A 19,777-nucleotide genomic window follows, 5' to 3' on the forward strand; every position below is an offset into this window, starting at 1 on the left:
GGGTTGAATTGTTCTGCGGACTGCTCAATTGTGTAATCAAGAGGTCATGGTTTCACCGCCCCGGTGTCGCAGTTGTGACCTCTCGCGAGCTAGCTGAAATAAGGGAAGAACTATGCAAATCCAAGTCAATAGCGATAACCATATTGAAAGCAGCATCCGACTGGAGGAGTGGGTACGTACTACCATTGAGAGCACGCTCGAACGTTACGAAGAAGACCTGACCCGAGTGGAGGTCTACCTGCGGGATGAGAACGGCGACAAGCCCGGTCCCCACGATTTGAGTTGCCGCCTGGAAGCGCGGCCAAAAGGCCATCAGCCACTGTCGGTGCTGCACAAGGCCGATACGCTGGAACAGGCCATCGACGGTGCGGCGACCAAGCTGGACCATGCGTTGGAACATCTGTTTGGCAAACTGCAAGGCAAGCCACGCGCTGCCGGGAAAAGCCAGCCAACCACCAAAGTCAATGAAGATGAGCTTGAGCAGGAGTTCCTGGAAAAAGAACGTGCCGTGTTCAACGGCTGATAACGTTCTCGCGCTCCACTAAGAACGGGCCTGCAACTGCAGGCCCGTTTTCATTTACTGTCCGCGTCGGAAAAAGTACCGGCTCGATAGCGCCAGCCCACACGCACCCAACCCTGCAAACAGCATCGCCCAGCCGGCACCGTGGCGCAGTGCGGCCTGTGTCTGCGCGGCGTTCAACCCCGGTACATCGAGCTTGCCGGCCGCGATGTTCTGGCTGATGCCCGGCCAATCCAGCGCCGTGGCGTCGGGCAGTACATTCGCCAGTTGATCGCTGATCCCCAGCAACAGCACCAGCCCCATCAACGCGATGTTGAGCGCCAGGGTAATCAGCCGTGCGCTGAGGTCGATGCCCGAGGCCATGCCGGCGCGGTCCGCCGACACCGAGCCGGTCGTGGTGTTGGTGGTGGGGGAGTTGGTCAGCGCCAGGCCTGTGCCGGCAATGATGCAACTGCCCAGGATCAGCAGGATACTGGGTTGCGCCACCCCATTGGCAGCGGCCATGGCCAGGAAGCCGACACCCATCAACCCCAGGCCCAACGGAATGATGCGCTCGGCGCCATAGCGCAGGGCCAGGCGCTCAGCCAGCGGCGGTACCAGCAGTGTGGGCAGGGTGTAGGCGAGCAGGGCGCCGCCGCTGGTCAGGGTGTCGTAGCCCAGGCCGGCCTGGAAATACAACGGCAGGTAGATCATGAACGGCCAGAAGCTGAAATTCATGCCGATCGAGCCCATCAAGGCGCCATTGAAGCGCTGGATGCGCAATACCGAGAAGTCGAACATCGGGTGGGCGCTGCGTCGTTCAACGACGATGAACAACAGCAACCCGGCCACCGCCAGTCCCGCCCAGCCGAGCATGACTGGTGTGCCAAAACCGTTCTCGGTGCCCTGGGTGATGAAATAGACCAGCGCGAACACCGACAGCGTCAAGGTGAGCATACCGGCGATGTCCAGGCGATGGCTGGCCGGGTCACGGGACTCCTGCACGCTGACATGCAACAGCACCAGGGTGAACAGGGTGAGCGGTACATGCACCAGGAACACCCAGCGCCAGTCCGCCACTGCCAGGATCAACGCCCCCACCATCGGCCCGAAGCCCAGGCCCACGCCGGCGATTACGCCCCAGATTGCGAACGCCCGTGCCCGCGCCGCCGGTTCGCGAAACAGGTGCGACAGAATCGCGAACTGGCAGATCATCATCGCCCCGGCGCCCACGCCCTGGATGAAGCGCGCGGCAATCAGCGTCGGTGCATCGTTCGCCAACCCACACGCCAGCGAAGCCAGTCCGAACAACCATAGGCACAGCACCAGTATGCGCTTGCGGCCAAAACGGTCCGCCAGGGTGCCGGCTGCCATCAATACGCTGGTGCAGGCCAGTGTGTAGGCATTCATGATCCATTGGGCATCCTGGAAGCCTGTGCCCAATTGCTGCTCCAGCGTGGGCAGGATCACCGGCACGCTGGAGATCTCCAGGCCGAACATCAGGGCGACGAGGCATACGGCGGTGAGGGCGAGGCCGTTTCTGGCGGTGCGGGGTGGGTTGACGGCCGATAAGGTGGCGGCGGGTGGCATGGGATTCTCCTGAGGTTGAGGGGGCGTTAGATTTTCAGGGGAATCTGTTTCTTTATTCGTGATAAGTTTTCCATCAACAGGGGAATCAAGGGCGACAATATAATCATGGCCACTGCGCGTTTCGATGGCGTTGAACTCTTTCTGCAGATCGTCGAAAGCGGCAACCTGACGGAAGCCGCCGAACGTCTGAATCTCACGCGCTCGGCGGTGGGCAAGGGCCTGGCGCGGCTGGAGGCGCGGCTGGGGACTTGCCTGTTGCAGCGCTCCACTCGCCGCCAGCGTCTGACGGAAGACGGGCAGGCGTACTACGAGCATTGCCTGCGCGCACTGGCCGAACTCGAAGCCGCCGAATCGGTGCTGGAGAGTGGCCGGCAGTTGCCACGCGGCCGGCTGCGCGCCAGCGTGCCGCTGGCCTTCGGGCATCACTATGCGGCGCCCGCGTTATGGGGGTTGATGGACCGTTACCCGCAACTGGAGATCGAGGTGTGTTTTGCTGACCGTATGACCGACCTGGCGCAGGAAGGCTTCGATATCGCCGTGCGAATCGGTGCTTTGCCTGACACCGAACGCTTGAGTGCACGGCGCCTGGGTGAACAGTCGGTGGGGCTGGCCGCTTCACCGGCGTACTTGCAGCGGGTGGGACGGATTGAATCGACGGATGACCTTGCCGGCCACCGCGGCATTGCCTACCGCAGCAACACGCCGCATCGTTCGCGGGTCGTATCGCCGTTGGTGCTGGATGACCTCCAGGCCGTGGCGGACGCTGCTATCGCGGGCGTCGGCCTGGCCTGGTTGCCCAGTTGGTTGATTGCACACTATGTGCTGCGCGGGCAGTTGGAAGCGGTGTTGCCCGCCTACCGTGAGCAACCCTCGCCGATCCACGTGATCTGGCCGACCGCCGCGCATATGCCGGCCAAAACCCGCTGCGCCATCGACGCCCTGGTCGCGGCCACTCCCAGTTGCCTGGCGGGCAGTTAGAACGCGATCGAGGTCTGTACGTACACCGTGCGCGGCTCGCCGACGTATTTGCCCTTGTTGTTATCGTCGAACGAGCGCGTGTAGTACTGCTTGTTGAAGATGTTTTTCACCCCCACCGCTACGTTCAAATCCGACAACTGCGGGCCGAAGTCGTAGGCGGCACGGCTGCTGAACAACATATAGCCCGGGATACGTCCATTGGCACCGTCGGCACTTTCGGCCTGGGTGTTGGCGTTGTCGGCGAATTGGCTGCTCTGGTAGCTGCTGTCCAGGTTGAGTTTCCAGCGGCCTTCGGTATAACCGACGCCGAGGGTGCCTTTGTGCTTGGACGAGAAGGGCACGCGGTTGCCTTTGTTCGGGCCGTCCTCGCGGATGGTGGCGTCGACGTACGCGTAAGTGGCGTACACATCAAACCCGGCCAGCGCCGGGCTCAAACCATCGAGCGCGTAGTTGACGCTGGTCTCGATACCCTGGTGGCGGGTTTCGCCACGGGCAATCACCGAGTCGTTGGTCTGGTTGCTTTCGTACTGGTTGTCGAAGTTGATCAGGAACGCGCCGATCTCGGCACGCAAGGTGCCGTCGTCGTAACGGGTACCCAGTTCCCAGGTGCGGGCTTTTTCCGGTTTTACTTCGCCGCTGGTCACGCGGTTGGGCATCTGGCTGTACTGCACGCTGCCGAACGAACCTTCGGTGTTGGCATAGAGGTTCCAGCTGTCGGTGAGGTGGTAGAGCACGTTCAGCGCCGGCAGCGCGGTGTTGTAGTCACCCTTGTATTTGACGTTGCTCAGGTTGTTGGTCTGCTGGGACTCGATCATCTCGTAGCGCACGCCCGGGGTGATGGTCCACTTGCCGATATCGATCCGGTCGTCGATGAAGAATGCATTGGCTTCGGTGCCGCCACGGGTGTCGCGGTCGTTGCGGCTGTTGGTAGTGGGAATCTGCTGGTTGGCGGCAATTGGCGTGCGATAGCGCAGTTCGTGGCCGGCCTCGTTGATGTAGCGGTAGCCGACGCCGACTTCGTGGCTGGTCGGGCCCACATCAAAGCCTTGGGCGAAGCGGGTCTCGATGCCACGCACCCAGTACTCGCGCGGGGACAGCGAGAGGAAGGTGCCCTGGTCCAGGTAACCACTGCGCAGTGTCTTGGTGAAGAAGCTATTCACGGTGAACTCGCGACGATCCTGCTCATAGCGGTAGCCGACGTTGAACATCGTGCGGCGGCCCCAGAATTTGTCGTAGGGGCGGGTGGACTGGTACGGATCTGCCTTGTAGTCCGCAACGTTCAAACCCCCAGGCATATCGGCCTGGCCTTCGTAGTACTGCGCCATGGCGTTGAAGCTGTTGGCGTCGTCGAGCTGGTATTTACCCTTGAGGATCAGGTCGTCGATGCGCGTGTTGCTGTTCTCGCGCCAGTCGCCTCCACGGGTGCCGGAGTACAGCAGCGCACCGCCCAGACCATTGTCGGCCGTGCCGCCGGCCAGCAGATTGCCGGTGGTCTTGAAGCCGTCATGGCTGGAGGACGGGCTGGTTTCGGTCTGCAGGCCGCCTTTGACCGTGGGCGCATCCGGGATCGCCCGGGTCACGAAGTTGACCACGCCACCGACGTTCTGCGGGCCGTAGCGCACGGCGCCGCCGCCACGCACCACGTCGACGGCATCCATGTTGCCCATGCTGATCGGCGCAAACGACAGTTGTGGTTGGCCGTACGGCGCAAACGGCACCGGAATACCGTCCATCAGTACCGTGGAGCGCGAGGCCAGGCGCGGGTTGAGGCCGCGAATACCGAAGTTCAGCGCCATGTCGTGGCTGCCGGTGCCGTTGTTGTCCGGGGCGTTGACGCCGGGGATGCGATTGAGCACGTCCCTGGCCTGGGTGGCGCCCTGGCGTTCGAACTCTTCGCGGCGGATCACATCTCGGGCGCCGGGGTGTTCGAACACATTGGTTTGCGCTGCGTCGCCGAGCCAGTCGCCGACCACGCTGGAGGTGCCCAACTCAATAGTGGTCGGTGCATTGGTCGGTTGCAGGCTGTAGGCATTGTCGCCTTCGGCGCGGGCTTGCAGGCCGGTGCCTTCCAGCAGTTTCTGCAGGCCGTCTGCGGTGCCGTAGTTACCGGACAAGCCACGACTCTGCATGCCCGCGGTGACTTGCGAACCGAAGGAAATCAGCACACCCGCTTCACGTCCGAATTGATTCAACGCCGCTTCCAGCGAAGTCGGCGCGATGTGATACGGCTTGGCATCGGCCGCCATGGCGTGTGGCAGTACCGTAAGACTCAGGCTGGCGCCAAGTAGGAACTGGCGCAGGGTGCGGGCGAGAAGCGTGGGTTGCTGGGGCATGAAGAGCGGTCCTGAGAAGAAAGGATCAAGGGGGCTTTCCTTCTCTGTCACGCGAGGTGTGGAAAACGGCTCACAGTGTTTTGAATTAATTTCAGGCGCGTGCCTGCACCGTCACCCAATACCGCGTGAAGCGCCGCACTTTCACCGGCAGGCTCACTTCCAGCAGGTCCAGAATCCGTTCGCTGTCGTCCAGCGGGTAGCTGCCGGAGATCAGCAGGTTGGCCACCAGTGGGTCGCAATTGACCTGGCCACGACGATAACGGCCGAGTTCGCCGAGGAAATCTTCCAGGCGCATGTGGGCTGCGACCAGCATGCCGTCAGCCCAGGCGCCGCTGTTGGCGTCGCTAGGGCGCGGGGTGTCCCAGCCTTTGCGGGTGAAGTTGACCTGGCGCGCGGCCTCGACCGTCAGCGGCAGGCCGCTGTAGGTGTTGGGCATTACCTCGACGCGGCCATCGAATACCGCCAGCTGGGTGTGGTCGTTGAACTGACGCACGTTCATGCGTGCGGCCTGGCTGGTAAGTAGACCCTGGCCGGTCAACACGTTAAGCGGTGTGTTGCCGGCGATACCGGTCAGCAGGATTTCGCCTTCAAGCAGGCGGATCAGTCGTTGCCTGCCATCGAAGTGCACATCCACCGCGCTGCCGGTATTGAGTTGCAACTGGCTGCCATCGGCCAATTGCACCTTGCGGCGTTGGCCGACGGGGCTGCGGTAGTCGGCGCTCAGCGGCGGCAGGATATGTTGCTGGCGCAGGCCCCAGGCGGCGGCCGAACCGGCACCGAGGATCAACAGCAACTTGAGCGCCTGGCGGCGGCTGGTGGAGGTTGGCGCGTTCAACGCCGCATGGGCAAGGGGCGAGGGCATGCCGCGCAGGCGCTGGTTGACGCGTTGCATGTGGTCCCAGGCGCGCTGGTGTTCGCTGTGGGCGTTCAGCCAGTGTTGCCAGGCAGCCTGCTGGCGAGGGTTGAGTCCGCCTTGCTGCATTTCCATCAGCCAATGCACGGCCTGTTCGGCGACTTGAGTGGAGAAGTTCATAGGGCAAAATAGCAGCGCATGGCCGCTTTGGTCAGGTGACGTTTGACGGTGGCAATGGAAATCCCAAGCTCCGCGCCGATTTGCGCGTAGGTCAGCCCATCCAGTTGCGCCAGCAGGAAGGCGCGCTTGACCTGCACCGGCAGGCCGTCGAGCAGTTGGTCCAGCTCGACCAGGGTTTGCAGGATGATTGCGCGTTCTTCTTCCGATGGCGCCACGTGTTCGGGCATGTGTGCCAGGGCATCGAGGTAGGCGCGTTCCAGGTCTTGGCGGCGGTAGAAGTTGAACAGCACGCGCTTGGCAACCGTGGTGAGAAACGCGCGGGGCTCGACCAGGGTGGGCGTTTCCCGCGCGGTGAGCACGCGCATGAAGGTGTCCTGGGCCAGGTCGGCGGCGCTTTCCGGGCAGCCGAGCTTGCGTCGCAACCAGCCGGTGAGCCAGTGGTGATGGTCGGTGTACAAAACTTCGACGGTGTTGGACGGGCTCAACGGGGACACTCCACAAGCATCGCCATGCTTTAGAGAACAAGAATTGTTCGCATTGTAGGGCGCGTGAGTGGCTTCGGCAATCCATCCGCACAGGTGATTCATCCGTTCTGTTTTGCTTATGAGAATATTTATCATTAATATTGCGCGCTGATGAACCTGGCGCCTCCCGCATGAAAAGCAAAACCTCGCTGCCTGTCTCCTATCGTCTCGCCGTGACCTCGCGTGTGCTGGCTGCCGTGGTGGGCGGTTACCTGATGGCGTCCCTGGCCAGCATCTGTCTGGCGCTGTGGCTGCCTACCTCTCGCGCCGATGCGGTGATCACCGGGATGATGAGTTCCTTCGTGTTTTATCTGCTCGCTGTGCTCTGGTGTTTCGCCTGCCGCAGTGCCGCACGCGCCTGGTTCGGTGTGCTGCTGCCAAGTGCGGCGTTCGCCACCCTGGCGGGCGTGGGTTTGTGGATGACACGAGTATGAAAGAGGGTTTCCGTCAGGCCATGGCCTGGTTGCACACCTGGGCCGGGTTGATCTTCGGCTGGCTGCTGTTTGCAATTTTCCTGACAGGCACCCTGTCGTATTTCAAGGACGAGATCAGCCACTGGATGCAGCCCGAAGTGCAGGCCCGTCCCCTGGACGATGCGCGCAGCCTCACCGTGGCGCAAACCTATCTGCAGCAGGTCGCACCCACCGCCGCACGCTGGTTCATCACCTTGCCGGACAGCCGCGACCCCGGCCTGTCGGTGATGTGGCAGGACAAGGTCGACCCCGGCAAGCGTGGCAACTTCATCCAGAAAACCCTCGACCCCGTCACCGGCCAGGCCGTGCAGGCCCGTGAAAGCATGGGCGGCGAGTTCTTCTACCGGTTCCACTTCCAACTGCAAATGCCTCACCCGTGGGGTCGCTGGCTGTCGACCATCGCCGCGATGGTGATGTTCATCGCGCTGATCACCGGCATCATCACTCACAAGAAAATCTTCAAGGACTTCTTCACCTTCCGTCCCCGCAAAGGCCAGCGTTCCTGGCTCGACGGGCACAACGCGGTGGGTGTGCTGGTGCTGCCTTTCCATCTGATGATCACCTACAGCAGCCTGGTGATCTTCATGAGCATGGTGATGCCGGCGCCGATCCTGGCTTCCTATGGCAACGACACCCGCGCCTTTTTCAGCGAGGTGTTCCCGAACACCAACAACGCGCCTGCATCGGGCCAGCCAGGCACATTGCTGCCGCTGGTGCCGATGTACGAGCAGGCGCGGGCACAGTGGGCGGGCGGGCATGTGGGGCGCGTGGCGGTGAATAACCCCGGCGATATGAACGCCTCGGTCAATGTATTGCGCGCCGGTTCCGACAGCGTAGTGCACGATTTCGGCAGTACCGTGTCCTTCAATGGCAGCACCGGCGAACTGTTGCGAGTGAGCGGCGGGCAGTCGCTGCCGGCGGCCATCGGCGGCAGTTTCTACGGCCTGCACATGGGCCATTTCGCCGGCCCGGTGCTGCGCTGGTTGTACTTTATCTGCGGGCTGGCGGGCACGGCGATGATCGGCACCGGGCTGGTCATCTGGCTTGGCAAGCGTCAGCTCAAGCACCTCAAGAGCAATGTGATGCCGTTTGAACTGCGTCTTGTGGAAGTACTCAACATCGCCAGCATGTCCGGCCTGATGATCGCCATCGCGGCGTTTTTCTGGGCCAACCGCCTGCTGCCGGTGACCTTCGCCGAACGTTCCGGCTGGGAAGTGCAAACCTTCTTTATTGCCTGGGGCCTGAGCCTGCTGCACGCCATCCTGCGGCGTGGCCGCCAGGGTTGGGTCGAGCAGTTGAGCGTCGGCGCATTGCTGTTTATCGCCATTCCATTGCTCAACGCGTTGACCACCTCGCATCACCTGGGCGTTTCATTGGCCACCGGAGACTGGGCCATGGCCGGCTTCGACCTGACGAGCCTGGCCAGCGGAATATTCCTCGGCTGGGCCGCCTGGAAGATGCAGCATCGCACCGTGCCTGCGCCCAAGGTTGAACGCACACGCGGGTTGACGCTCAAGCAGGAGGCGAACTGAATGCTGCTTGCACTGCTGATGTGCTACGCCGGGTTTACTGCGCTGTGCTTGTCCACCGACCGTCATCACGGCGAACTGTTGCACAGTAGACCCACGCCTCGCCGGCGCCTGGGTTTGCGTGTGGCCGGGTGGTTGCTGCTGACCGTGTCGATCTGGCCCGCCGTGGCCATCGCCGGTTGGGGCCAGGGCCTGGTGGAGTGGTGCGCCGTGTTGATGCTCAGCGCACTGCTGTTGGTGCTGCTGTTGCCGTATCGGCCAAGGCTGGCCCTGATCCTGGCGGGTGTCGGCCTGCTCGCCAGCCCTGTCGCAGCCTTCGCCACCCTCTGAGCCCGTCCATGATGATCAGCACCCCACCGGAACCCCAGGACAGCCAGCACGCTGACGCGGCCGGTGGGCGTGCGCATTTCCTGCAGGTGTTCCTGTCCCAGCGTTCGCAGATGGAAGCCCTGGTGAGTCGCCGCGTGGGGTGCCGCGCCACGGCGGCGGACCTGGTGCAGGACCTGTTCCTGCGCTTCTGGCGCCGGCCGCTGGTGCAGGTCGAAGAACTCAGCACCTACCTGCTGCGCTGCGCCGGCAATATCGCCATTGATCACCTGCGCAGCGAAGGCGCGCGGGTGCGCAGCAGCGAAGGCTGGCTGCCCGAACAGCACGACAACCAAGGCTCCGAGCCCCAGGCGGCGCTGGAAGCCGGCAATGATCTGCGCCATGTCGAAGCGGCGCTGCGCAGTTTGCCCGAGCGCACGCGGCAGATTTTCCTGCTCAACCGCATCCACGGGCGCAAGTACGCGCAAATCGCCAAGGCCATGGGCCTGTCCCAAAGTGCCGTGGAAAAACATATGATGCGTGCCCTCGAAGCCTGCAAAGCCAGCCTTCGCGACCCCTCATCCCCACGCACGCCAGGGAAAGCACCGTGAACGTCACCCCCACGCCCGCCCAGGAACAAGCGGCCCTGGCCTGGTTGAGCCTGCTGCACGACCAGCCCAGCAGTGGCGACCAGGCCACGTTCAGCCAGTGGCTGCGGGCCGACGCTGCACATGTCGAGGCCTATTCCCAGGCCCAGGTGCTGTGGGAGTTGAGCGAAGTCCCGGCGCGCAAGCTGGCGGACGAAGAAGCCATGGCCTTGCAGGGCTACCTCAATGCGATGAACACCCCGAAGCGTTCGCGGGTGCTGCGTTGGTCCGGGGCGTTGGCCATGGCTGCCTGCCTGGTGGTGATGGTGTCCATGGGGGCTGGTTGGCAGCCGTCGCGCTGGGTCGATGACCTTGGCGCTGACTACGTGACGGCACCCGGGGAAATCAAAACCGTCACGCTGGCCGACAACTCCCAAGTCACCCTGGACGCTGACAGCGCCATCGCCGTGGATTTCAACCATGGCGAGCGGCGTATCCAATTGCGTCGCGGGGCCGGCTTTTTCAGCGTGACCCACACCGGGCAATCCTTCGTGGTGGCGGCGGGCAGCGGTGAAGCGCGGGTGCTGGGCACCCAGTTCGAAGTGCGCCTGCAACCGGCAGGCGCCCAGGTGACGGTGTTGTCCGGACGGGTTGGCGTGACGCCGTCAAAGCAGGGCCAACAGCAGGTTCTTACCGCCGGCCAGCAAGTGGCCTACGCCGATGGCATTGCCGAACCAATGCATGGGGTCGACAGCGAATCACGCCTGGCCTGGCGCGACGGCTGGCTCAACTACTACAAGGCGCCCTTGGCGGACGTAGTGAAGGACCTGGGCCGTTACTTCCCCGGTCGTATCCTGTTGCTTAACGAAGAGATGGGCGCCAGGCGCGTCAGCGGCAGCTTCCCGAGCAAAGACCCACAGGCTGTGCTGAATGTCTTGCAGGCGGTTCTCGGTTTTGAACAGCACCAGGTGCTGGGGCGCATGATCGTGGTGCGCTGATTACTTCAGCGCCGCCATGATCTTCTCGGGGCTGTACTCGCGAATCAGCGTGCCGTTCACGTCCACAAACGGAATCCCGCCGCCGCCCAACGCCTCATACGTCTTGCGCGCCTGGGCGTCTTTCTCGATATCGAACGCCTGGTAGGGGATGCCTTTCTGGTCCAGGAAACGGCGGATCTGCTTGCAGTACCCGCACCACGCGGTGGCATACAGCACCACGCGCGCCGAAGCGCGCACTTGTTCAGGGGCTAACTGCGATGGGTTGAACACCCGCTCGATCTTGCCCCAGTTCTGGATCACCACCACCACCAGCAATACCAGCAGGACTTTCTTGAAAACCCCGCCCAGCATCAGTTACGGCGCTTGAGCTGGTCGGTCAGCTGGGTCGGCAGGCCCTTGATGATCAAGGTGCCGGCGGCTTCGTCGTACTCGATCTTGTCCCCCAGCAGGTGTGCTTCAAAGCTGATGGACAGGCCCTCGGCGCGGCCGGTGAAGCGACGGAACTGGTTGAGGGTGCGTTTATCCGCCGGAATCTCCGGCGAGAGGCCGTAATCCTTGTTGCGGATATGGTCGTAGAACGCCTTTGGCCGATCTTCATCGATCAACCCCGAGAGTTCTTCCAGGCCCATGGGTTCGCCAAGCTTGGCCTGGCTGCTGGCGTAGTCCACCAGGGTCTTGGTCTTTTCGCGGGCGGATTCGTCGGGCAGGTCTTCGCTTTCAACGAAGTCGCTGAAGGCCTTGAGCAGGGTGCGGGTCTCTCCTGGGCCGTCGACGCCTTCCTGGCAGCCGATGAAGTCGCGAAAGTATTCCGACACCTTCTTGCCGTTCTTGCCCTTGATAAACGAGATGTACTGCTTGGACTGCTTGTTGTTCTGCCACTCGGACACGTTGATCCGCGCCGCCAGGTGCAGTTGGCCCAGGTCCAGGTGACGGGATGGGGTCACGTCCAGCTCGTCGGTCACCGCCACGCCTTCGCTGTGGTGCAGCAGGGCGATGGCCAGGTAGTCGGTCATGCCTTGCTGGTAGTGGGCGAACAGCACGTGGCCACCGGTGGAGAGGTTGGACTCTTCCATCAGCTTCTGCAGGTGCTCGACGGCGGTGCGGCTGAACGTGGTGAAGTCCTGCCCGCCGTCGAAATACTCCTTCAACCAGCCGCTGAACGGGTGCGCGCCGGACTCGGCATGGAAGAAACCCCAGGCCTTGCCTTGTTTGGCGTTGTAGCTCTCGTTGAGGTCGGCAAGCATGTTCTCGATGGCGGCCGACTCGGCAAGCTCGGAGTCGCGGGCATGGAGAACTGCAGGTGTGCCGTCGGGTTTTTTGTCGATCAGGTGGACGATGCAATGACGGATCGGCATAGGCTTCTCGGCTGGTTGAGAGGGGAGCGGTGGGCCTCCCCGAAAAGTCGCCAAGTGTACCGCACCATTGGCCAAGACGTGCTTCGAAGGGTGTTTTGGGCACCTTCCGACGGGGCATATGCCTTTTTTTCACGGTTTAGAGCGATAAAGCTGACCAAATGGGTAGGTAGAGGCGGATATTTCCCCGTCTCTGTGCTAGTTTTGCCCCGTCTTACGCCAAGTCTCGGCGATAAGCGTGCATTCAGCATCTGTCAGGTCGAACCAATCCCCGTTTCAAGCATCTATAACCCCGATCTCCGTGGTTATAGCCGGGGGTGCCAGGCCGTGACGGTCGGGCTCGACGGCTGACACTGCACTCTGCAATCCATATGAATTTGATAGGGAAGGAACACCACAATGGCTATTACTAAAGACCAACTGATCGCTGACCTGGCTGAAGCAGTAGACGCACCGAAAACTACCGTGCGCGCTCTGCTGGACCAACTGAGCCAAGTTGTTGCTGACCAGCTGGAAAACGGCGGCGAAATCACTCTGCCAGGCGTTGGCAAACTGAAAGTGACCGAGCGTCCTGCCCGTACTGGCCGTAACCCTTCGACCGGCGCCGCCATCGAAATCGCTGCCAAGAAAGTTATCAAGCTGGTTGTGGCCAAAGGCCTGACCGACGCTGTTAACAAGTAAGACGCAGCAAAAAAAACCGTGCTCCGGAGCGATCCGGGCACGGTTTTTTGTTGCCTGCAATTTGTGCCTAGCGCACCCAGCGCTGGCGCCAGATCTGCTGCTCGTTCTTGGTCTGGAAGGTCCAGGCCACGAAGCGACTCTGCTTCTGTCCCTGGGACATCTCCACCACCTGGCTTTCCAGCACGCCGGCTTTTTTCAACGCCGTCTCGATCGCGGGCAAGTTCGACGCTTTTGACACCAGGCAACTGAACCACAACACCTTGTGGGCAAAATGCGCACTTTCAGCGATGAGCTGCGTCACAAAGCGCGCTTCACCGCCTTCGCACCACAGTTCAGCCGATTGGCCACCGAAGTTCAGCACCGGCAACTTGCGCTTGGGATCGGCCTTGCCCAGGGCGCGCCATTTGCGTTCGCTGCCCTTGGTCGCTTCGTCCATGGAGGCATGGAACGGCGGGTTGCACATCGTCAGGTCGAAGCGCTCACCTGGCTCCAGCAAGCCCAGCAGGATCTGCTTGGGGTTGGTTTGCTGGCGCAGCTGGATGACCTTGCTCAGGTCGTTGGACTGCACGATGGCCTTGGCCGCAGCCACGGCGATAGGGTCGACCTCGGAGCCGAGGAAGTTCCAGCGGTACTCCATGTAGCCAATCAGCGGGTAGACGCAGTTGGCGCCCATGCCGATGTCCAGCACCTTGACGATCGAACCGCGCGGGATCTTGCCGTCATTGGTGCTGGCCAGCAGGTCGGCGAGGAAGTGTACGTAGTCCGCACGCCCCGGCACTGGTGGACAAAGGTAGTCGGCCGGGATGTCCCAATGCTGGATGCCGTAGAACGCCTTCAACAGTGCACGGTTGAACACCCGCACCGCATCGGGGCTGGCAAAGTCGATGCTCTCTTTCCCATAAGGGTTGATGATCACGAATTGCGCCAGTTCCGGCGTAGTCTTGATCAGCGCCGGGAAGTCGTAACGCCCTGTGTGGCGGTTGCGCGGATGCAGGGTGGCCTCTTTGCGCGGCACGACGGGTTTGGCCGTGGCTGCGGTTTTAGGCTTCTTGCGCGGAGGTTTTGGCGTGCTGGGGGCGGTCATGATGATTCTGGTGTTGGCTCAAAGTGGTGGGCATTGTCACACATCCTGAGCCTGTCCCGGTCAAATGTGGGAGGGGGCTTGCCCCCGATGGGGCAAGCCCCCTCCCACATTGACCGTATTGCCAGTCAGGTATTGGCTAGTTCCACACAAAAAAGAGGCCCGAAGGCCTCTTTTTTACACAGGTTCCATTTTACAGGCTGGAAATCCGCGCATGTTGCTCCGCCAGTTTGCCCAGGGCCTGTTCGGCCTCGGCCAGCTTGGCGCGTTCCTTCTCGATCACTTCAGCCGGCGCCTTGTCGACGAACGCCGCGTTGGACAGCTTGCCACCCACCCGCTGCACTTCGCCTTGCAGGCGCGCGATTTCCTTGTCGAGGCGGGCCAGTTCGGCACCCTTGTCGATCAGGCCGGCCATTGGCACCAGCACTTCCATCTCGCCAACCAGTGCGGTCGCGGACAGCGGTGCTTCTTCGCCGGCCGCCAATACGGTGATCGACTCCAGCTTCGCCAGCTTCTTGAGCAGCGCATCGTTCTCGGCGAGACGACGCAGGTCCTCGGCACTGGCGTTCTTTACGAACACTGCCAATGGTTTGCCCGGCCCGATGTTCATTTCGGCACGGATGTTACGCGTGCCCATCATCAGGGTCTTGAGCCATTCGATATCGCTTTCGGCCGCCTCATCGATGCGCGCTTCGTTGGCCACCGGCCAAGGTTGCAGCATGATGGTCTTGCCTTCGATACCGGCCAGTGGCGCCAGGCGCTGCCAGATTTCTTCGGTGATGAACGGCATGAACGGGTGCGCCAGGCGCAGCGCGACTTCGAGTACGCGCACCAGGGTGCGACGTGTGCCGCGCTGGCGTTCGATCGGGGCGTTCTCGTCCCACAGCACAGGCTTGGACAGTTCCAGGTACCAGTCGCAATACTGGTTCCAGATGAACTCATACAGGGCCTGTGCGGCCAGGTCGAAACGGAACTGGTCGAGCTGGCGGGTCACTTCGGCTTCGGTGCGTTGCAGCTGCGAGATGATCCAGCGATCGGCCAGGCTCAGTTCGACGGCTTCGCCGTTCTGGCCGCAGTCTTCGCCTTTATCCAGCACGTAGCGCGCCGCGTTCCAGATCTTGTTGCAGAAGTTGCGATAGCCTTCGACGCGGCCCATGTCGAACTTGATGTCGCGACCGGTGGATGCCAGCGAGCAGAAGGTGAAGCGCAGGGCGTCGGTGCCGTAGCTGGCGATGCCATCGGCGAATTCGTCGCGGGTCTGCTTCTCGATCTTCTTCGCCAGTTTCGGCTGCATCAGGCCCGAGGTGCGTTTCTGCACCAGGGTTTCCAGGTCGATGCCGTCGATGATGTCCAGCGGGTCCAGCACGTTACCCTTGGACTTGGACATCTTCTGGCCTTGGCCATCACGTACCAGGCCGTGCACGTACACGGTCTTGAAGGGTACCTGCGGCGTGCCGTCCTCGTTTTTCACCAGGTGCATGGTCAGCATGATCATCCGGGCAACCCAGAAGAAAATGATGTCGAAGCCAGTGACCAGTACGTCGGTGGAGTGGAATTTCTTCAGAAATTCGGTCTGCTGCGGCCAGCCGAGGGTGGAGAAGGTCCACAGGCCCGAACTGAACCAGGTGTCCAGTACGTCGTTGTCCTGCTGCAGCGCAACGTCGGCACCCAGGTTGTGCTTGGCACGCACTTCGGCTTCGTCGCGGCCTACATAGACCTTGCCCGACTCGTCGTACCAGGCCGGAATGCGGTGGCCCCACCACAGTTGACGGCTGATGCACCAATCCTGGATGTCGCGCATCCACGAGAAATACATGTTTTCGTACTGCTTGGGTACGAACTGGATGCGGCCATCTTCCACGGCGGCAATGGCCGGTTCGGCCAGCGGCTTGGTGGAGACGTACCATTGGTCGGTCAGCCACGGCTCGATCACGGTGCCGGAGCGGTCGCCCTTCGGCACTTTCAGGCCGTGGTCGTCAACGCTCACCAGCAAACCCGCGGCGTCGAAGGCGGCAACGATCTGCTTGCGTGCTTCGAACCGGTCGAGGCCGGCGTATTCAGCCGGGATCTTGCCATCGACAGTTTCGTTCAGCGTGCCGTCCAGATTGAACACCTGGCAGGCCGGCAACACGGCAGCGTTCTTGTCGAAGATGTTCAGCAGCGGCAGGTTGTGGCGCTTGCCGACTTCGTAGTCGTTGAAATCGTGGGCCGGGGTGATTTTCACACAGCCGGTGCCGAATTCAGGGTCGCAATAGTCGTCCGCGATGATCGGGATACGGCGGCCCACCAGCGGCAGCTCGACGAACTTGCCGATCAGCGCCTGGTAGCGTTCATCATTCGGGTTAACCGCCACGGCGGCGTCGCCGAGCATGGTTTCCGGACGCGTGGTGGCGACGATCAGGTAGTCGTTGCCTTCGGCGGTCTTGGCGCCATCGGCCAGCGGGTACTTGAGGTTCCACAGGAAACCTTTCTCGTCGTGGTTTTCCACTTCGAGGTCGGAAATCGCCGTGTGCAACTTGGTGTCCCAGTTGACCAGGCGCTTGCCGCGGTAGATCAAGCCGTCTTCATGCAGGCGCACGAAGGCTTCTTTCACGGCTTCCGACAGGCCATCGTCCATGGTGAAGCGTTCGCGGCTCCAGTCTACGGACGAACCGAGGCGACGGATCTGACGGCTGATATTGCCGCCGGACTGGTCCTTCCATTCCCAGATTTTTTCCAGGAATTTCTCGCGGCCCAGGTCATGACGGTTCTGGCCGGTGGCTTCGAGTTGGCGTTCCACCAGCATCTGGGTGGCGATACCGGCGTGGTCGGTGCCCGGTTGCCACAGGGTGTTGCGGCCCTGCATGCGGCGGAAACGGATCAAGGCATCCATGATCGCATTGTTGAAGCCATGGCCCATGTGCAGGCTGCCAGTGACGTTCGGTGGCGGAATCATGATGGTGTAGGAATCGCCCGCGCCTTGCGGGGCGAAATAATTCTCGGATTCCCAGGTGTTGTACCAGGAAGTTTCGATGGCGTGCGGCTGGTAGGTCTTATCCATGCGCGGCGGGACCCTAGTTGGCATTAATTCAGGAAAGCCGGCAAGTATAACGGGGCTGGGAGCTGAGGGCGAGTTGAAGACTTGTGCGAATCAAATGTGGGAGGGGGCTTGCCCCTTCCACAGGGAGATTATGCAAGGCTCAGGACTGGTACTGGCTGAGCAGCCGCTCCATCCGCGCATCCAGTCGCCGCTTGATCTCGGTTTCGATATGCGGGGCAAAGTCGTCGATCACGTCCTGCATGATCAGTTGTGCGGCGGCGCGCAGTTCGTTGTCCAGGTGCAGTAGCAGGGCGTCGGGCCCTTTTTCAGCGGGGGCAGGTGCGACGGCGGGTGCTTCGACAACCGGCTCCGGCGCGACAGGTTTGCCGCCGACCATGTCGAACAGCAGCGGAATCTGTACCTCGCCCTCGACCGTTTCGGTCAACAGCGGCGGTTGCAAGTCATCATCACCCAGTAACTGACGGATCGACTCCAGGTCGTCCAGCAGGTGGTCATCTTTTTTCAGCGGGTTTGGCGTGTCCATCATTTACTCAAAGTCGTTGTAGCCGGTGATCCTGGAGAGGATAGCCCTGTTCGCGGTAGAAACGGAAACTCTCCCGCGCGGCCTGACGAATAGCCGGATCTTCCACCACCACCTCGGCCACACGGGCAAACGCCTTGGCGAACGGCGGCACTTTCAGGTCCAGGTTGACCAACAGGTCATGGTGATCGCCACAACTGTCGCCCAAACCGAGCACCACCAGCCCTTCAGGTTCAGACTCGGCGGGGCCATGGGGTACGAAGCTTTCGCCCTTGAAGCGCCACAGGCGGGCATCCAGCTCATCGCGTTGGGCAGCATCGCTGCAATGCAGGTAGATGCGGTGGCCCATGCGCCAGGCTTTTTCGGTGAGTTTGCAGGCAAAGTCCAGGCGCGCGAGCGGATCGGCGCTGGGCAGTATGTAGAAGTCGACTTGAGTCATTGCGGTTCCCGAGACCGAGGCGACATACGCGTCGCCCCGGAATCTTCAGTTTCAGGCCTTGGCGCGATCCAGCAGGTACTGGGTCAGCAGCGGCACCGGACGGCCAGTGGCGCCCTTGTCCTTGCCGCCGCTGGTCCAGGCCGTGCCGGCGATGTCCAGGTGCGCCCAGTTGAAGTTCTTGGCAAAACGCGACAGGAAGCAGGCCGCGGTGATGGTGCCGGCTTTCGGGCCACCGATGTTGGCGATGTCGGCGAACGGGCTGTCCAGCTGTTCCTGGTACTCATCGAACAGCGGCAGTTGCCAGGCGCGGTCGTCGGCGGCTTTACCGGCGCTGAGCAATTGCTCGATCAGCTCGTCGCTGTTACCCAGCAGGCCGGAGGTGTGGGAGCCGAGGGCGACGATGCACGCGCCGGTCAGGGTGGCGATGTCGATCACAGCCTGCGGCTTGAAGCGCTCGGCGTAGGTCAGGGCATCGCACAGCACCAGGCGGCCTTCGGCGTCGGTGTTGAGGATTTCGACGGTCTGGCCGCTCAGGGTGGTGACGATGTCGCCCGGACGGGTCGCGCCACCGCTCGGCATGTTCTCGGCACAGGCCAGGATGCACACCAGGTTGATCGGCAGCTTGAGTTCCAGCACGGCACGCAGGGTGCCGAACACGCTGGCGGCGCCGCCCATGTCGTACTTCATCTCGTCCATGCCCAGGCCCGGCTTGAGGCTGATGCCGCCGGTGTCGAAGGTGATGCCTTTACCCACCAGGGCGTAAGGCTTCTCGGACTTCTTGCCGCCGTTGTATTGCATCACGATCAGGCGTGGCGGCTGGTCGCTGCCCTGGCCCACGGCATAGAACGAGCCCATGCCCAGTTCCTTGATCTTCTTCTCGTCGAACACTTCGACTTTCAGGCCCTTGAACTCTTTGCCCAGCGCCTTGGCCTGTTCGCCGAGGAAAGTCGGGTGGCAGATGTTCGGCGGCAGGTTACCCAGGTCACGGGTGAACGACATGCCGTTGGCGATGGCCGTGGCGTGGGTCACGGCGCGCTGGACTTCAGCCTGGGCGGCCTTGATGGTCAGCAGGGTGATTTTCTTCAGGGCGCGGGGTTCGGTCTTGGTGCTCTTGAACTGGTCGAAGATATAGCCGCCGTCTACCAGGCTCTCGGCCAGCAGGCGGGTCTTGCCATAACTGTCACGGTCTTTGACCACGACTTCGTCGAGGGCCAGCGTCGCGTCGCTGCCGCCCAGGCCCTTGAGGGTGCTGAAGATGCCGCTGATGATTTTGCGGAACGGACGGTCACCCAGTTCGGCGTCCTTGCCCACGCCCACCAGCAATACGCGGTCGGCTTTCAGGTTGGGCAGGCTTTGCAGCAGCAGGCTCTGGCCGACTTTGCCGGCCAGGTCGCCGCGCTTGAGCACCGCGCTGATGGCGCCGCCGCTGAGTTCGTCGAGTTGCCTGGCGGCCACGCCGAGCTTGCGGCCTTCGCCGATGGCGACCACGAGGGTGGCGGTTTTCAACGTTTCGGGGCTAACGCTTTTTACAACCAGTTCCATTTTCGGGTCCCTTATAAAGGTCGGTTGGCCAAGAGTCTGTACTCCGGCTTTAATACCAGGCAGCCGTGTAAGCCGCCGGCGACAAAGGCCGCAGTTTGAACCTCGCCGACGGAGCCTGACAACCCTTGGTGCACGCTTTGTGCGTGTGCACGAGCAAGCTCCGTGACAGGCGCGGTCAATCACAGGATAATGCGCCATCTTTTTAGCCGGCCCTGTGTAAATGGGCTGTCTCGGTATGCTTGCTTGTTTGGCCGCCTTAGCCTGACAACCCT

General features: G+C 62.1%; 19 protein-coding genes. 8 read left to right on the forward strand and 11 right to left on the reverse strand.

Translation table 11 applies throughout. The features are described from left to right. Window positions 1–112: 112 nt before the first annotated feature. Window positions 113–523 (forward strand): HPF/RaiA family ribosome-associated protein, encoded by a 411-nt coding sequence (locus BFN10_RS04295; RefSeq protein ID WP_071488620.1) that lies wholly within the window; start codon window positions 113–115, stop codon window positions 521–523. Between the two features lie 54 nt (window positions 524–577). Here BFN10_RS04295 and BFN10_RS04300 read toward each other — a convergent pair whose 3' ends face one another. Then, window positions 578–2,089, reverse strand: coding sequence for an MFS transporter (locus BFN10_RS04300; RefSeq protein WP_071488621.1), 1,512 nt, complete (start codon window positions 2,087–2,089; stop codon window positions 578–580). Between the two features lie 105 nt (window positions 2,090–2,194). On the opposite strand from BFN10_RS04300, the gene BFN10_RS04305 reads away from it, so the two are divergent. After that, the gene (locus tag BFN10_RS04305) at window positions 2,195–3,067 is read left to right on the forward strand and encodes a LysR family transcriptional regulator (protein WP_071488622.1); all 873 of its coding nucleotides are present in this window, start codon (window positions 2,195–2,197) and stop codon (window positions 3,065–3,067) included. Here BFN10_RS04305 and fecA read toward each other — a convergent pair. The 3 genes from fecA to BFN10_RS04320 form a co-directional block, all read right to left on the reverse strand. Then, entirely contained in the window at window positions 3,064–5,400 is a 2,337-nt protein-coding gene (fecA, locus tag BFN10_RS04310) for a TonB-dependent Fe(3+) dicitrate receptor FecA (RefSeq protein WP_071488623.1), read from the reverse strand. The two genes, BFN10_RS04305 and fecA, sit on opposite strands and share 4 nt — an antisense overlap. A 91-nt stretch (window positions 5,401–5,491) precedes the next feature. Continuing rightward, window positions 5,492–6,433: a FecR domain-containing protein gene (locus tag BFN10_RS04315; protein ID WP_071488624.1), complete on the reverse strand. Its 942-nt coding sequence runs from the start codon at window positions 6,431–6,433 to the stop codon at window positions 5,492–5,494. Beyond that, window positions 6,430–6,918: a sigma-70 family RNA polymerase sigma factor gene (locus tag BFN10_RS04320; protein WP_071488625.1), complete on the reverse strand. Its 489-nt coding sequence runs from the start codon at window positions 6,916–6,918 to the stop codon at window positions 6,430–6,432. Before BFN10_RS04320 ends, BFN10_RS04315 begins: the two co-directional genes overlap by 4 nt. A 170-nt stretch (window positions 6,919–7,088) precedes the next feature. Here BFN10_RS04320 and BFN10_RS04325 point away from each other — a divergent pair, with 170 nt between their 5' ends. Genes BFN10_RS04325 through BFN10_RS04345 form a run of 5 tightly spaced genes read left to right on the forward strand, consistent with a single transcriptional unit; the run spans window position 7,089 to window position 10,850 of the window. Next, entirely contained in the window at window positions 7,089–7,391 is a 303-nt protein-coding gene (locus tag BFN10_RS04325; RefSeq protein WP_071488626.1) for a DUF3649 domain-containing protein, read from the forward strand. Then, a complete protein-coding gene (locus BFN10_RS04330) occupies window positions 7,388–8,962 on the forward strand; it encodes a PepSY-associated TM helix domain-containing protein (protein WP_071488627.1) in 1,575 nt (524 codons plus the stop codon). Before BFN10_RS04325 ends, BFN10_RS04330 begins: the two co-directional genes overlap by 4 nt. Then, complete coding sequence (locus tag BFN10_RS04335) at window positions 8,963–9,289, forward strand: DUF3325 domain-containing protein (RefSeq protein ID WP_071488628.1); 327 nt, start codon at window positions 8,963–8,965, stop codon at window positions 9,287–9,289. Window positions 9,290–9,297: 8 nt separating this feature from the next. Then, window positions 9,298–9,876 (forward strand): RNA polymerase sigma factor, encoded by a 579-nt coding sequence (locus BFN10_RS04340; RefSeq protein ID WP_071488629.1) that lies wholly within the window; start codon window positions 9,298–9,300, stop codon window positions 9,874–9,876. Then, window positions 9,873–10,850 carry a FecR family protein gene (locus BFN10_RS04345; protein ID WP_071488630.1) on the forward strand — a complete coding sequence of 326 codons (978 nt, stop codon included), beginning with the start codon at window positions 9,873–9,875 and terminating at the stop codon, window positions 10,848–10,850. Before BFN10_RS04340 ends, BFN10_RS04345 begins: the two co-directional genes overlap by 4 nt. Here the strand turns inward: BFN10_RS04345 and BFN10_RS04350 are convergent, their stop codons facing one another. Next, window positions 10,851–11,201 (reverse strand): glutaredoxin family protein, encoded by a 351-nt coding sequence (locus BFN10_RS04350; RefSeq protein WP_071488631.1) that lies wholly within the window; start codon window positions 11,199–11,201, stop codon window positions 10,851–10,853. Next, on the reverse strand, window positions 11,201–12,205 hold the full coding sequence (gene yejK, locus BFN10_RS04355) for a nucleoid-associated protein YejK (protein ID WP_010212893.1): 1,005 nt from the start codon (window positions 12,203–12,205) through the stop codon (window positions 11,201–11,203). Before yejK ends, BFN10_RS04350 begins: the two co-directional genes overlap by 1 nt. A gap of 396 nt (window positions 12,206–12,601) precedes the next feature. On the opposite strand from yejK, the gene BFN10_RS04360 reads away from it, so the two are divergent. Continuing rightward, window positions 12,602–12,883: an HU family DNA-binding protein gene (locus BFN10_RS04360; protein WP_003188840.1), complete on the forward strand. Its 282-nt coding sequence runs from the start codon at window positions 12,602–12,604 to the stop codon at window positions 12,881–12,883. A 67-nt stretch (window positions 12,884–12,950) separates the two neighbouring features. Here BFN10_RS04360 and rlmF read toward each other — a convergent pair whose 3' ends face one another. The 5 genes from rlmF to BFN10_RS04385 all read right to left on the reverse strand — a co-directional run bounded on the left by rlmF (window position 12,951) and on the right by BFN10_RS04385 (window position 19,505). Next, a complete protein-coding gene (rlmF, locus tag BFN10_RS04365) occupies window positions 12,951–13,967 on the reverse strand; it encodes a 23S rRNA (adenine(1618)-N(6))-methyltransferase RlmF (protein WP_071488632.1) in 1,017 nt (338 codons plus the stop codon). Between the two features lie 190 nt (window positions 13,968–14,157). Then, window positions 14,158–17,004, reverse strand: coding sequence for a valine--tRNA ligase (locus BFN10_RS04370; RefSeq protein WP_071488633.1), 2,847 nt, complete (start codon window positions 17,002–17,004; stop codon window positions 14,158–14,160). Window positions 17,005–17,143: 139 nt separating this feature from the next. Next, entirely contained in the window at window positions 17,144–17,530 is a 387-nt protein-coding gene (locus tag BFN10_RS04375; RefSeq protein ID WP_083351543.1) for a DNA polymerase III subunit chi, read from the reverse strand. 4 nt (window positions 17,531–17,534) lie between these two features. Further along, window positions 17,535–17,963: a DNA polymerase III subunit chi gene (locus BFN10_RS04380; RefSeq protein WP_012722396.1), complete on the reverse strand. Its 429-nt coding sequence runs from the start codon at window positions 17,961–17,963 to the stop codon at window positions 17,535–17,537. A 51-nt stretch (window positions 17,964–18,014) separates the two neighbouring features. Further along, window positions 18,015–19,505 (reverse strand): leucyl aminopeptidase, encoded by a 1,491-nt coding sequence (locus BFN10_RS04385; RefSeq protein WP_071488635.1) that lies wholly within the window; start codon window positions 19,503–19,505, stop codon window positions 18,015–18,017. Between the last annotated feature and the right edge of the window lie 272 nt (window positions 19,506–19,777).

It is taken from the genome of Pseudomonas extremorientalis (genome assembly GCF_001870465.1).
In the GTDB taxonomy this organism is placed as follows: Bacteria; Pseudomonadota; Gammaproteobacteria; order Pseudomonadales; family Pseudomonadaceae; genus Aquipseudomonas; species Aquipseudomonas extremorientalis.